The sequence below is a fragment of the Enterococcus sp. DIV0210g genome, from assembly GCF_050559705.1.
In the GTDB taxonomy this organism is placed as follows: Bacteria; Bacillota; Bacilli; order Lactobacillales; family Enterococcaceae; genus Enterococcus_B; species Enterococcus_B faecalis_A.
Genome location: NZ_CP187903.1, coordinates 1,700,683 through 1,714,737 on the forward strand (window position 1 = coordinate 1,700,683; position 14,055 = coordinate 1,714,737).

At 38.9% G+C, this 14,055-nt stretch carries 13 protein-coding genes, 1 other RNA gene and 1 pseudogene; 9 read left to right on the forward strand and 6 right to left on the reverse strand.

Annotated elements, in window-relative coordinates; translation table 11 throughout:
* Positions 1 to 96 precede the first annotated feature (96 nt).
* A complete protein-coding gene (locus IGI64_RS08260; protein ID WP_429940159.1) occupies positions 97 to 1,368 on the forward strand; it encodes an NAD(P)/FAD-dependent oxidoreductase in 1,272 nt (423 codons plus the stop codon).
* 133 nt (positions 1,369 to 1,501) lie between these two features.
* Here IGI64_RS08260 and ybaK read toward each other — a convergent pair whose 3' ends face one another.
* From ybaK to IGI64_RS08275, 3 genes are read right to left on the reverse strand one after another with little or no spacing between them, the layout of a single operon-like run.
* Positions 1,502 to 1,990, reverse strand: coding sequence for a Cys-tRNA(Pro) deacylase (gene ybaK / locus IGI64_RS08265; RefSeq protein ID WP_429940160.1), 489 nt, complete (start codon positions 1,988 to 1,990; stop codon positions 1,502 to 1,504).
* Between the two features lie 37 nt (positions 1,991 to 2,027).
* The gene (aroD, locus tag IGI64_RS08270; RefSeq protein WP_016623555.1) at positions 2,028 to 2,765 is read right to left on the reverse strand and encodes a type I 3-dehydroquinate dehydratase; all 738 of its coding nucleotides are present in this window, start codon (positions 2,763 to 2,765) and stop codon (positions 2,028 to 2,030) included.
* An 18-nt stretch (positions 2,766 to 2,783) separates the two neighbouring features.
* Positions 2,784 to 3,956, reverse strand: coding sequence for a class I SAM-dependent rRNA methyltransferase (locus IGI64_RS08275; protein ID WP_429940161.1), 1,173 nt, complete (start codon positions 3,954 to 3,956; stop codon positions 2,784 to 2,786).
* Between the two features lie 227 nt (positions 3,957 to 4,183).
* On the opposite strand from IGI64_RS08275, the gene IGI64_RS08280 reads away from it, so the two are divergent.
* The 5 genes and pseudogenes from IGI64_RS08280 to IGI64_RS08300 form a co-directional block, all read left to right on the forward strand.
* Entirely contained in the window at positions 4,184 to 6,304 is a 2,121-nt protein-coding gene (locus IGI64_RS08280; protein WP_429940162.1) for an LTA synthase family protein, read from the forward strand.
* Positions 6,305 to 6,451: 147 nt separating this feature from the next.
* Complete coding sequence (locus IGI64_RS08285) at positions 6,452 to 7,156, forward strand: hypothetical protein (protein ID WP_429940163.1); 705 nt, start codon at positions 6,452 to 6,454, stop codon at positions 7,154 to 7,156.
* Between the two features lie 2 nt (positions 7,157 to 7,158).
* On the forward strand, positions 7,159 to 7,668 hold the full coding sequence (locus IGI64_RS08290; protein WP_429940164.1) for a hypothetical protein: 510 nt from the start codon (positions 7,159 to 7,161) through the stop codon (positions 7,666 to 7,668).
* A gap of 149 nt (positions 7,669 to 7,817) precedes the next feature.
* Positions 7,818 to 7,994, forward strand: a complete 177-nt coding sequence (locus tag IGI64_RS08295) for a hypothetical protein (RefSeq protein ID WP_429940165.1) — start codon at positions 7,818 to 7,820, stop codon at positions 7,992 to 7,994.
* A 27-nt stretch (positions 7,995 to 8,021) separates the two neighbouring features.
* Positions 8,022 to 8,561, forward strand: a pseudogene (locus IGI64_RS08300) (potassium channel family protein); the annotation flags it as partial.
* A 69-nt stretch (positions 8,562 to 8,630) separates the two neighbouring features.
* Here IGI64_RS08300 and ssrA read toward each other — a convergent pair.
* Positions 8,631 to 8,999, reverse strand: a transfer-messenger RNA (tmRNA) gene (gene ssrA / locus IGI64_RS08305).
* A 197-nt stretch (positions 9,000 to 9,196) separates the two neighbouring features.
* Positions 9,197 to 9,970, reverse strand: a complete 774-nt coding sequence (locus tag IGI64_RS08310; protein ID WP_429940167.1) for a Cof-type HAD-IIB family hydrolase — start codon at positions 9,968 to 9,970, stop codon at positions 9,197 to 9,199.
* Between the two features lie 187 nt (positions 9,971 to 10,157).
* Between IGI64_RS08310 and IGI64_RS08315 the strand changes: the two genes are divergently transcribed.
* From IGI64_RS08315 to IGI64_RS08325, 3 genes are read left to right on the forward strand one after another with little or no spacing between them, the layout of a single operon-like run.
* The gene (locus IGI64_RS08315; RefSeq protein WP_429940168.1) at positions 10,158 to 10,508 is read left to right on the forward strand and encodes an SdpI family protein; all 351 of its coding nucleotides are present in this window, start codon (positions 10,158 to 10,160) and stop codon (positions 10,506 to 10,508) included.
* Entirely contained in the window at positions 10,489 to 11,205 is a 717-nt protein-coding gene (locus IGI64_RS08320; RefSeq protein ID WP_016623546.1) for a response regulator transcription factor, read from the forward strand. Before IGI64_RS08315 ends, IGI64_RS08320 begins: the two co-directional genes overlap by 20 nt.
* Positions 11,205 to 12,653 (forward strand): sensor histidine kinase, encoded by a 1,449-nt coding sequence (locus tag IGI64_RS08325; RefSeq protein WP_016623545.1) that lies wholly within the window; start codon positions 11,205 to 11,207, stop codon positions 12,651 to 12,653. Before IGI64_RS08320 ends, IGI64_RS08325 begins: the two co-directional genes overlap by 1 nt.
* A gap of 89 nt (positions 12,654 to 12,742) precedes the next feature.
* Here IGI64_RS08325 and IGI64_RS08330 read toward each other — a convergent pair whose 3' ends face one another.
* The gene (locus IGI64_RS08330) at positions 12,743 to 13,987 is read right to left on the reverse strand and encodes an MFS transporter (protein ID WP_429940169.1); all 1,245 of its coding nucleotides are present in this window, start codon (positions 13,985 to 13,987) and stop codon (positions 12,743 to 12,745) included.
* Positions 13,988 to 14,055: the final 68 nt, after the last annotated feature.

The following is a 14,055-nucleotide window of genomic DNA, read 5'->3' on the forward strand; positions in this document are numbered from 1 at the left end:
CTTATCTGTTTCCATTCTATCGCAACTCTCCCCCTTTCTCAAAAAAATTCTGCTTTCTTTTGCTAAATATGCTAAACTCTTTGGGAGGTGAAAAAGATGAAAAAAACCTATGATGTAATCGTGGTCGGCGCTGGAACTAGCGGTATGATGGCAGCAATTAGTGCGGCTGAAGCTGGTGCTGCTGTTTTGCTGATCGAAAAAAATAAAAAAGCAGGCAAGAAACTGCTCATGACCGGTGGAGGCCGCTGCAATGTTACCAACAATCGTCCTGTAGAGCATCTGATTGCCCACATCCCTGGGAATGGAAAATTTCTTTACAGTACGTTTTCACAATGGAACAATTTTGATATCATGGAATTCTTTGAATCAAGAGGCGTTCATTTAAAAGAAGAAGATCATGGAAGAATGTTTCCTGTAACAAACAAATCCAAAACGATCGTTGAAGCTCTTTTGACTTACTTGAACGAATTAGGTGTTGACGTATTATTCGGCACAAAAGTAGAAAAATTGATCCATAAAAACAACCAGATTTATGGGCTTCGTACAGAATTTGAAGAATTCAAAGCACCTTGCGTGATCCTGACAACTGGCGGACGGACTTATCCTTCGACTGGTTCCACTGGAGATGGCTATAAATTAGTCAAAAAACTTGGTCATACTATTACTCCGCTGTACCCAACAGAATCTCCGCTGATCTCTGAGGAAAGCTTTATTGCGAAAAAAACACTGCAAGGTCTGGCACTGCAAGATGTTTCGCTTAGCGTGTTGAACAGCCAAGGAAAAGTCGTGACTTCTCATGTCATGGATCTGCTCTTCACCCATTTTGGTCTCTCTGGTCCGGCTGCATTACGCTGTTCAAGCTTCGTCAATCAGGAACTTAAACAGCAAGATCAGCCAGTCACTGTTGTCCTTGATTGTTTCCCTGAACGTTCATTGCAAGAAATCATCGATCAATTGACAGCGGAAGCAAAGCAATCCAGAAAACAAGTCATCAATGCTTGGCATGGATTTTTGCCAGAACGTCTGCTTCAATTCTTTATTGAAAAAGCACAGCTGCAAGAACAAATCGGTGTCCAAGTTTCTGCAGAACAAATCGAGACTTTTGCAGAACTTTGCAAAAATTTCAAAATCACTGTTGTCAAAACGTTTCCTTTAGAAAAATCTTTTGTAACTGGCGGAGGCGTTTCTTTAAAAGAAGTCGCACCGAAAACATTAGAAAGCAAACTCGTAAATGGTTTGTTCTTTGGCGGCGAACTGCTTGATATCAATGGCTATACCGGCGGATTCAATATCACCGCTGCCTTTGCTACTGGACATACAGCAGGCATCCATGCAGCAGAAACAGCCAGTTATACGTATCTTGACTAACCCTGTATAGCGAAAACTAATCATATGATACAAAAGACACCCTCGTTTTTCATTATTGAATGAAAAACGAGGGTGTCTTTATTTGTTTTCTAACCTCTGTTCAATAGCACTTTTTTACTTTGGCCGATTCCTCTTATTCTGCGGTCAAAGAAGCAAATTTACCATTCGTCAGTTGCAAAATCGCCTGCGGATCTAATTCCACTTGCATGCCCCTGCGCCCAGCCGAAACAGTGATGGTTTCAAAATTTTCCGCACGGTCATCCACATAAGTAGGAAAAAGTTTTTTCATACCGATCGGCGAGCAGCCTCCTCGAATATAACCAGTCGTTTGTTCAAGATCTTTTACATGAAGCATTTCGACTCTTTTATTTCCTGATACTTTAGCCAATTTTTTCAGATCCAGTTCTTCGTTTCCTGGAATAACTGCGACTAAAGGTCCAGTGTTGTTGCCTACGGTTACGAGTGTTTTGAACACTCGTCCGACATCTGTTCCGAGTTCTTCTGCTGCATAGGACGCACTAATATGATTTTCATCCCATGCATATTCATGCTCAATATAGGGAATCTTTTTTTGTTCGATCAAACGAATCGCATTCGTTTTTGTTTGTTTTTTCTTAGACAACTTTCTTCACCTCGATAAATATCCGTAAAACCATGTTTCATTTAAGTGTATCTAGTGCTTGAGCCAAATCGTTCACAGGGATCTGACCAGGAGCTGAAGCATTCTCTAAAGCGCCAAAAGTCATGACAGATCCTGTGAGTTTGCCCGAAACTCGTGATATCTTGCCCATTTCTCCCATCGAAACAGTAATCAAAGGTATTGACACAAAGGCGCTCGCTCTTCGGGTCAAATCCATCAATCGTAGTACATCTTGCACGTTTTTCGGCATTACTGCAAGTTTTCCGATCGACGCACCAAAATGTTCCATCATATTCAACCGGTACAGCAAGATTGGATCAGCTGGTGTCTCTTCAAATTCATGATTGCTGATAATGATCGGCACATTCGTTTTTTTGATTTCACTAATCAGACTTTTTCCGAAATGTTCGATTTGCTGAAGCTCGATATCGACTAGATCTACTAATTGTTTGCTTGTTACCAATTCATAAAGACTTTTGTAATCTGTGAGAGTGATATCTTGCTGGCCGCCTTCTTTTATTGTTCGAAACGTAAATAATAGCGGCTTCTCTTGCAAAATCATTTGTAATCGTTCTAGGGTCTCAACGACTTTTTCTAGAAGCAAACCATCTTCATAATAATCTGCTCGCCATTCTGCCAGTTGTGCTGGACTTTGGCGGATCATCTCGGCTTCGCGAAAAATCTCTTCTTGCGTTGCCCCAGTAATAGGTACACAGATTTTAGGTATCGTTGAATCAAACCGCAGTTCTTTTGTCATTTGCTTCTAGCTCCCTTCTCACTTCTTGATTTGGTAAATGAATACTTTTAAATAATTGCCTTCTTCAAAGGCTGGTATCGTACGAAAATCAGCCGGCAGACGATAGGCTGCTTTTTGTACATAATCCACATTTTTTTTGTCAAATTCTTCTTCGATCATTTTTTGAAATTGTTCCGCTGGCAGATTTGCAGTGTTCGCGGAAGTAATCAAGATTCCCTCATCTTCAAGGATATCGATACTGTCTCTGACTAATTCACCATAATTTTTTGCTACCCGAAATACTTTTTTCTTGTTTCGAGCAAAACTTGGCGGATCTAAAACGATCATATCGTAAGTAAAACCTTTTTTGACAGCATATTTGAAATACTCAAATACGTCCATCACCACGATTTTGTGATTTTCTAAACTTAATCCGTTTACTTGGAATTGTTCCTGTGTTTTTTTCAAGCTGCGTTTTGCTAAATCGACGCTGGTAGTTTCCGATGCTCCGCCCATTGCCGCAGCGACAGAAAATGCACCAGTATAACTGAACATATTCAAGACTGTTTTTCCTAATGCTGATCCTTCTGCCAAGGCGCCGCGTACTTCTTTTTGGTCCAGGAAAATCCCAGTCATCAGCCCTTCATTCAAGTAAACGGCAAAATTGATCCCATTTTCTTTGACGATCAATGGTTCTGGCGCTTGTTTCCCTGATACATGACTGCTTTCTGGTAAACTTGGCGCATCAAATCGAATTTTTTCATAAATCCCGACAATCTCGGGACAGCTTTTCTTAAACGCTTCAACTAATAATTTACGGTAACTGTATAGTGTTTCGTTATACCAAGAAAAAACAGCATAACCGTCATAATAATCGATGATCAATCCGCCGATCCCATCTCCTTCGCCATTAAATAAGCGAAAAGCAGTCGTTAATTCATCTGCAAAAAACGGTTTGCGGTATTCTTTGGCTTTAAAAAACAATTTCTCAAAAAAGTCTGAATCAAACGGGCGATCTTTTTGGCTCAAGATCCATCCGATTCCTTTATTTTGTTTTCCTAAATAACCTTTACCGACAAACTGTCCATTCTGATCTGTGAATTCGATCCATTCTTCGGTTGTCGGGGCTGCTTTAACTAAGTCTTCTTCTTGGACGAGCGGATAGGCCTTTTTAAAGCGGCTGGCTGCTCTTTTTTTCACTTGTACTTTCATTTCGTCACCTGCTTTAACTTTCTCCGCTTAAGTATAACAAAAAAACACATGTTTGTCTTAGCTCTCATACCTTAAAGAAAGCTTAATAGAGCTTGTTTTTCCTTGTGAAATAATTGACACCCCAGCATGGGACGAGTAAAATAATGAGGAATATATTATATTGTAGACTTAGGTCTGATATGCACTTTCGCTTATTGAAGAGAAAGATGTAGAAAGGAAGATTAAACTTGAAACGAATAAAAACTCCCGCTTTTTTGAACAAGCGGCTGGGCTTCTTTGCGTTTATCGCCGCTCTGCTGTGGTTGAAAACGATTCTTGCCTACTTGGTAGACTTCAATCTGGGTATTGAAAGTCCGATCCAATACTTTATTTTGTTTATCAATCCGATTGCTACGACATTGTTATTGTTAGGGATCGCACTTTATGTAAGACGGCCGAAAGCAGCTTATATCACGATGATGGTCATTTATTTTCTACTGACTTTGCTGTTGTTTTCAAATATCAGCTACTATCGTGAATTTACAGATTTCATTACGGTCAACTCGATCCTAGGTGCTGGAAAAGTTGCCAGCGGACTAGGCGAAACAGCTTTACGTTTATTCAGAATCACTGACATTCTTTACTGGATAGATATCGTTATTCTAAGCGTACTGCTCTTTACCAAAAAAATCAAAATGGATGCACGACCTGTCCGTGCCCGCATGGCATTTGCCGTGTCAACATTAGCGATCATGATTTTTTCAGGAAACTTGTTTCTTGCTGAAGCGGACCGTCCAGAACTTTTGACTCGTACGTTCTCAAGAGATTATTTAGTAAAATATCTAGGTTTGAATGCTTTTACTGTTTATGACGGAATCCAAACGTATCAAACAAACCAGGTACGTGCGGAAGCAAGTCCAAACGATACAAAAGAAGTCGAAAGCTATGTCAAAGAACATTATGCTGAACCAAACGATGAGATGTATGGTATCGCAAAAGGTAAAAATGTGATCTATCTCCACTTGGAAAGTTTCCAGCAGTTTTTGATCGACTATAAACTAAAAGATGCCAATGGCGTAGAACATGAAGTAACGCCATTCATCAACAGCTTGTTCCATAGCAACAGTACGTATAGTTTTGACAACTTTTTCCATCAAGTAAAAGCTGGGAAAACAAGTGATGCAGAAACATTATTCGAAAATTCTCTTTTCGGCTTGAATCAAGGATCATTGTTCACTCAATTAGGTGGAAAAAATACTTTCCAAGCCGCTCCAGATATCTTGAAACAAACACAAGGATACACAAGTGCAGCTTTCCACGGAAATACCGGAAGTTTCTGGAACAGAAATGAGACCTATAAAAAATTAGGTTATGATTATTTCTTCGATGCTTCTTATTATGATGTAACGGATGAAAACTCATTCCAATATGGTTTGCACGATAAACCATTCTTTGAACAATCAGTTCAATACTTGGAACACTTGCAACAACCGTTTTACTCTAAATTTATCGCTGTGTCGAACCACTTCCCTTATTCTAAGTTCACGAATGAAGAAGCTGGCTTCCCACTAGCGAATACCAATGATGAAACGATCAACGGCTATTTTGCAACAGCAAACTATTTGGACAAAGCAGTAGAAGAATTCTTTAACTACTTGAAAGCGAGCGGACTTTACGAAAATTCTGTGATCGTCCTTTACGGGGACCATTATGGTATCTCTAATTCACGTAATAAGAGCTTAGCAGAGCTTTTAGGGAAAGATAAATCAACTTGGTCAAACTACGACAATGCGCAAATGCAGCGTGTGCCTTACATGATCCATATTCCTGGACAAACAAACGGCGGGATCAATCATACGTATGGCGGACAAGTCGATGCACTGCCTACTCTGCTTCATCTATTAGGTGTTGATACGAAAAACTATATCCAATTAGGTCAAGATCTCTTTTCTAAAGACCATGAGCAGTTAGTAAGCTTCCGCGATGGCGATTTCGTCACTCCAGAGTACACTTACTATGGTAATACTTTATATGATAATGCTACTGGTGAGGAAATTTCTGAATTGACACCGGAATTACAAGATAAAGTCGATCATTGGCGTCAAGAAGTCAATCAGCAGTTAGCTGTTTCTGATCAAATCAATAACGGAGACTTGCTTCGTTTCCATACAGACAGCAATCTAAAACCGCTGAATACAGAAGATTTTGATTATAAGAATGCATTAGACAAACTTACTGAAACAGAGAAAAAATTAGGTGCTGATTCGACAAGTGTCTTCAGCCAAAACAACAACCAATCAACGGCTAACTTATACGACTCAAAAACGTATAAAGAGTATAATGGCACGACTGATACTTCTGCCGAATAATTAAACGAAAAGAACCAGATATTGCAGAAAGGGTCACTTTCTATGCAATATCTGGTTCTTTTTTCGAAAGACTTTCTGTTTTTCACTAAAAGAATTTCATACTTTATTCATATTCATTTTTTATACTTTATAACAGAGGTGAAAAAGATGAGAGTGATGCGTTACGCAACTGCCAGTTTGTTCTATCACAAAAAGCGTACTTTATTTTATACTGCTGTTTCTAGCGTTTTCGCTTTTTCGTTGATGGTTTTTTTCAACTTGATGAATCTTCAAACGACTTTATATACCCAAATCAAAAATAGGATCTTGTTTTATGATCCGACTTCTAAAAATATCCCATCTCTGGATGACGTGACTAAATTTTATCAATATATCGTTCTTTTTTTGCTGATTGGATTCGCTGTTTTTTTCTCGATCTATTTTTTGCTTCTTTTGAAAAACAGCCGTAAAGAATTATACAATTGGCGTTTGATGGGCTTTTCTCCAGGAAAACTATTCTTTTTTGTTTTTTGGCAGCTTCTTCTGCCATTGATCGTGATTGCTTTGCTGCTGCTGTTGTGGGTCATTGCTTTTCAGCCCATTTATGAATCGCTGCTCCAAAGAATCAATTTACCTTTACTGCATTTTAAAGAATTCCAGTCCATTCCTTCCGACGTTATTGACGGGTCTGGTTTAACGATTCCGCAGACACAGCAAGCGTTCTTGGAAATCGATTTTAAAACAGATTTTCTGCTGACAGATACCCTGAAAGGAATCAATCAAACTGCTGCCAGTCTTCTTTTATGCAGTTTCATTATCAGCTTACTAAGTTTTTGTCTATTTTATCGCACGATTGAGAAAAGGAGTGAATAGTGATGGATATCCCTTTTGACCATCGTTTATCTGTTGTGTTATGTCCTCTTCGCCTGCAGCAGCAGATACTCGCTGAAGCACGAAAAAAAGTGTTAAAAGAACAGCCTTCAAAAACAGTGATCATCCAAAAAGAATGGCCGCTTTTCCCTTATCTCTCTTTGAAAGATCAAGTATTCTTGAATACTGCTGGCAAAAAAGAGAAAAAGAATCATGCAAAAACAGCTTCTTATCTCGATTGCTTGAAACTTTCATCAGAGATTTTGGCAAAACAGGCACAGGAACTGACACTTTTGGAAAAAATCAAACTCCAGCTGCTCCACTCGTTGATTGCGGACAAAAAGCAGCTTCTTTTAGAAGAAGTATTTGACCAGTTGACGATTCCTGAAATCCAAGAAATTTTGACGATTTTGAAATTGCTTGTGAAAGAAAAACAGTTCAGTATCTTGGTCTTTACAGATGATGCGACAATCGCTCAAAGCTCCTATGTAGACGAACTTAAAATCGTCTCTTAAAAATCTGAAAAAGAGGAGAGTTTGCTCCTTCTCTTTTTCAGATTTTCTTGTTTTACACGGAAAAAACGAGACTGCTTTTTTCCGCAAAAACTTTATAATAGCATAAGCTCATTGCCCTGAGTAATCCAGTTTAGAAACAAGGTGTGCTTATGATTTCTGCAAGTTATAAAAAAGGATATGATTCTCTGATTATTCTTTTATCTGTTTTTTCTATTCTTTTAGTAGTTTTTGATTTTTCGAATATCATTCATCTTGACCGCTATCCCTATCGTTTTATTGATGAGTTGATTCTTGCTGTTTTTACGGCTGACTATGTCATTCGCTAGTTTTTTGCACCTAACAAAAAGGAGTTCTTTATTCATAATATTTTTGATTTGATTGCTATTTTACCCTTGGATGCTCTGTTCAGTTTCTTTCGAATCGCACGTATTATCAGAATTACGAAAGTCTCTCGCTTATCTCATTTAGGAAGATTAGTGGGTGTCTCTGGGAAAATGACGAATCGTTTATCTGATTTTCTAAAGATCAACGGCTTTATCAATGTCCTTTACACAAGTCTTATTTTGATTATTTTGTCTTCTTTGACTTTCTCTTATGCGGAAAATCTTCCTTTACCTGAATCCTTGTGGTGGGCTTTCGTCACAGCGACAACTGTTGGTTACGGCGATGTTGCGCCACACACTGTTTTAGGAAAACTTGCTGCGATCCTTCTCATGTTTCTGGGTATTGGTTTTATCAGTTTATTGACCTCAACGATTACAGAATACTTTAACCGAAATACTGTTCATGAACAGACAGAAATGGACGAAAAAATCGATCTCCTGCTTCAAAAAATCGACCATTTAGAAAAACAGGTGTCGGAATTGAATAAAAGGGAAATCAATAAAAAATAATGAACACAGAAAAACAAAAAACGTTCCAACCTTTGATCAATAAAGGTTGAAACGTTTAAAGTCTTCTCTGAATGGAGACGGCGGGAGTCGAACCCGCGTCCAAACATATCGACACTCAAAAATCTACGCTCATAGTTGCTCCTATTGAAGATTCGCTCTGCAGACTGCCGGAGAACGGGCGATTTACATTGCTAGTCTGATATGCTCTTCTAGATTTTACAGACGGAAAAAATCTAGCGTATCCCACTAAATTTAGGACCCTTACTCGAGCACATGGGCGATGCCGAGAGGATCTACGTTAACTGTTTTTAGGCAGCTAAAGCGTAAGAGTTGTTTTCGTTTTTAGCAGTTATATTTAACTGTAACGTTTTTGCGTAGACGTAACCTACGAAGCGCAATTCAAGCTCGAACTATGCCTGTCGAATCCGTAACGTCCCCGTTAGCTAACAAGGGTTACGTATATTTTATACATTTATAGTATATCATACTTTTTGTTTTTTTCAACTGATGATAAGTCTCAGAAAGTTTTCTTTTTGTTTTCTTAAGTAATTGGTTGTAGCAATTGTATACAAAAGCAAAGACAGCATGAATGCGCATGCTGTCTTATTAGAATATTCTTTTATAAGATCGTCCTTTTAAATCAGATCAAAATGTTTTAACGCGTGGACAATGCCGCCTTCTGTATTCTTCTTCGTAATGAAAGTTGAGATTTCTTTTAGGCCATCATAGGCATTCCCCATCGCGATTTTGTTGTCGCAAGCTTCGAGTAAAGCAAAGTCATTCGGTCCGTCGCCAAACCCAAATGTCGGCACATCTTCCAATCCCAATTTTTCTTTCAAACGCTTGACTCCTGCCCCTTTGGAAATACCCTTTTTCACTGTGTCGATGGAATATGGGCCATTGCGGTAAAAAGTCAATTCTGGAAATTGTTCATGGTAATACTCGTCGCCATCTTCGGAAAGAATAAGCAGCATGTTGACTGGTTCATTTTTGAAACCAAATGGATCAATCATTGGTACATCGGAATGGATATAATCATAGGCACTTTTCATCACATCGTTATGTCCTGTACACCAAATCTTGTCTGGATTGTAATAAGACAACTCATGTCCTTGTATTTGCACATGGTCATACATTCGTTGACATTCTTCTACAGAAAACTGCTCCGAATGAACGGCTTCACCGTCTACACGAACAAATGAACCATTCATCGTCACAGCTGAAGTAATGCCAGCATGTGCCATGATTCCTCGTATCTCCACTTCTGTTCTGCCCGTAGCGATTACTGGCAGGACTTGATTCATTTTCAATGCTTCCATTGCTTCTGCGATTTCAGGTGTGATCTTTGATTTTGCATCTAATAATGTTCCGTCTAAATCGAAAAATGTGATTCCGCGATAATTTGACACATATAAAACCCCTTTTATATCGAATACCTTTATCTTAACAAAGAATGAACAAAAGACAAACCTTTCATGAAGAATTCACGAATATATTGGTTGTCAGAAAATTTTAGAGTATACTACATATAGAAAGAACAGATCATTTATGTACAAAATGATTCACTTTCAAACCAGTTATTTCAAGGAGGAAGATATGATATTTTTAGTTATAGGAATCTTTTTCTGTCTGATTGGCGCATTACACAGATTATTGCCATCTAAAGGGAATCTTCCTTTCTACGGCTATCACTCTCCTTTAGCTGGAAAGTCTGATGCCCATTGGTTTCTTGCACAAAAAACCAGTGGTACTTATTTTTTACTGGCCGGTTTATTTATGACAATAATTGGCTATTTGCTGACATCTTCTGGAAATACCAATTATTTTTTAGTTGAGATACTGCTATTGATTTTTCCAATTCTGCCGGTCTTTCTATTGACTGAAAAGAAATTACAAAAATACGACCGCGAACACGGAGGAGACACGAATGAATATACTAATGATTGAAGATAATCAGTCTGTTTCAGAAATGATGCAGATGTTCTTTTTGAATGAAGGCTGGGAAGCAACCTTCAAATATGATGGGCAAGACGGCTTAGATGCGTTTTTAGAACGACCAGAATACTGGGACATGATTACGCTCGATTTGAATCTGCCAACGTTAGACGGAATGATTGTGGGCCGCGAGATACGTAAAGTTTCCAGCACTGTTCCTATTATCATGCTGACTGCACGAGATTCAGAAAGTGATCAAGTGATTGGTTTAGAAATGGGCGCAGATGATTATGTGACAAAACCTTTCAGCCCGCTGACACTGATTGCTCGAATGAAAGCATTGCATCGCCGCAGCGAATTAACTGAAACAAAAGATGAACTGGAAAAAACAGACAGCTTCTTTGACATTCAAACGGAACATTTCAAAATGAATACAAAAACACGTGAAGCTTACTTGAACGAACAGCCGATCGAAGGTTTGACACCAAAAGAGTTTGATCTGCTTTTTACTTTGGCAAAAAAACCTCGACAAGTCTTTTCACGGGAACAACTTTTGGAATTGGTTTGGGATTATCAATATTTTGGTGACGAACGAACTGTAGATGCGCATATCAAAAAGCTGCGTCAAAAAATCGAAAAAGTAGGACCGCAGATCATCCAAACAGTTTGGGGCGTCGGCTATAAATTCGATGATTCTGGTGTTGCCTGATGCGTTATCTTTATCAGCAGCTCCTTGCCTTTTTCAGCATGATCATCATTATCGTGCTGATTGTAGGGATCTCTTTTACTCAGCTGACAAAACAGACGATTGAAGAAAACAATTATCAGCAGCTCTTTGGTTATGCTGAATCTGTTGAAAAGACGACTCAAACCTATGCCGACACTTTTCCGAATCTGAATCAGGATCAGGCTTTCCAAAATGCGCTGTTATTAACGGAACAAGTATTATCTGAACAAAATGTCAATTTTGTTTTTATCGACCGAAATGAGCGGACGATCTATCCGACCAATTCTTCATTATTGAATCTAAATATTACTTCCGCGCAATGGAAAAACCTTAGTCAAGGAAAACAAGAAAAGTATACAGCGAACAAAAATATCTGGGGACAGCAGCAAGCAACATCCTATGCTCTCATCCCCTTTAACCTGAATCATGAGTTTTATGGTGCACTGGTTGTCAGTCAACCTGCCCGAAATATTGAAAACAGTGTTCGTTCAGTGACTTTGAATCTTTTCAAAGGATTGATCTTTTCTAGTATCGTGGCTATTATTGCCAGTTACTTCTTCGCTGCTTTCCAGGTAAAACGGATCAGCCGTTTGCGAAAAGCGACGAAAGAAGTCACGAACGGAAACTTTGATATCCAACTGCCTGTCAATGATCGAGATGAATTTGATGATTTGGCTGATGATTTCAATAAAATGACAAATTCTTTAAAGGAATCGCGGGCAGAAATCGAAGAACAAGAAGAACGCAGGCGGCAGTTCATGGCAGACGCGTCTCATGAGATGCGGACACCTCTTACAACTATCAATGGTTTATTGGAAGGCTTGGAATACCATGCTATCCCTGAAAACCAGCGTGATAATGCCATTCACCTTATGAAAAATGAAACGGAACGCTTGATACGGTTAGTTAATGAAAACTTGGACTATGAAAAAATCCGAACGAATCAAATCAGTATGGTGATCAAGAAATTTAATGGGACAGAAACATTGAAAAATATCATTACTCAGTTAGAAAATAAAGCGGAAGCCGCGGGCAATCAACTTATTTTAGAAACAACTGAAGAAGTAGATGTCTATGCTGATTATGATCGATTTGTCCAAATCGTGGTCAATATTCTTCAAAATGCGATCCAGTTTACACAAAATGGTCGTATTACCTTGCAAATCGAAAAAGGCTATTTGGAAACGATCATCAAAATCACAGATACTGGTATCGGAATGTCCGAACAGCAAATGAAAAGTATTTGGGATCGCTATTACAAAGCCGATCCTTCTCGAAAAAATACAAAATATGGCGAATCAGGTTTAGGGCTGCCGATCGTACAGCAGCTGGTCAGACTCCATAAAGGAAAAATCGCTGTAGAAAGCACTTTAGGTGAAGGAACCACTTTTACTATCACCTTGCCAGATGTAGAAATCAAAGATGAATAAATCACGCAATAGCGAAAAAAGATCCGGTTGCAGACCGGGTCTTTTTTGGTATAGAATCTTTTTCTTTTTAAAATTTTCAAACGTACGTTTTACTGACCTTCTTGAATAAACGCACTTTCTTTGAATTTCTTCAAAATACCAGCTGCTGCAATCATCAACAAAACACCCATCAGCGCAGGTGCAAAATTTCCTGCTGAGATATAGAGTTGTCCGCCAAGTATGGGACCAATCATTCTGGCTAATGCTTGAATCGACTGACTACTTCCTTGGATTCGTCCCTGTTCATCCGGACTGGCACTTTTTGAAAGCATCCCAGTGAAAGATGGACCGAAAATCGAATCACCGAAGCCGAAAAGAAACATTCCGACAATAAACAACGGATAAAAAGAATAAATCCCGGATAACGCAATGAATAAATAACCCAGACCTTCTCCTCCCATGCCAAAAAGTGCAATTTTCTTGTCGCTGAATTTCTTCAAAAGCTGAGGCATGATCAGACTTTGAGAAAAGATATCTTGAAAGCCCATAATCGAAAACATCAAGCCAATAATAACTGGTTTCCAGTGAAAGGCATCCATCGTGAATTGAGAAAAAACAGCTTGTAGTGCGCCGCTTGGTATCCACAATAAGAAACCAGAAAGAAGTAAGATCCGCAATGTTTTCATAGACAAAATACCAGAAAACTGATGGATAGGATTGAGTTTCTTTAAAGAAAGATTTTGAGAACGACGATCTTTAGCTAAACTTTCCGGCATATAGAAATACCCATAACAAACATTTAATAATGTGACTGCCGCACCAACGTACATCGGCACTGCGTAACCAAACTTAGCCAATAAACCGCCTACTGCTGGTCCAATAATCGTTCCAGCGCCTACAAATGCACTGACCCAGCCGAAGTATTTTGTTCGCTGTTCTGGAGGAAGAATATCTGAGAAATAGGCAAAAAGCGTTCCAATACTTCCACCTGTGATCCCTTCTATGATTCGTCCAGCAAACAGTATCCAAAGTGCGCCGCCTAAGCCAAAAATAAGATAACCAACAGCGGAGCCTAAAAGACAAATCAGCAGCAGCGGACGTCTGCCGTATTTGTCACTCAATGCTCCTAATATCGGTGAGGCAAAAAATAAACAAAGTGCATAAACAGATGATAATAGTGTAACGAAAAAGGCTTGCTGACTTGTTGAATGGACATAAGGGCTAACTAAAAACGGAACAACTGGATTGATGATACTAAAACCGATGCCGCAAAGAAAAACAGAAAAGAGCCCAAAAGACAAAGCTCGCTTATTGATAGGTTGATTTGGATTTGCTGAAGCTTGATAAGTATGCATGTATTTCTCCTTCGAATTATTATTTCCAAGGAAACAATACCTCGTTTTTGTTTCTTTGTCAACAAAAA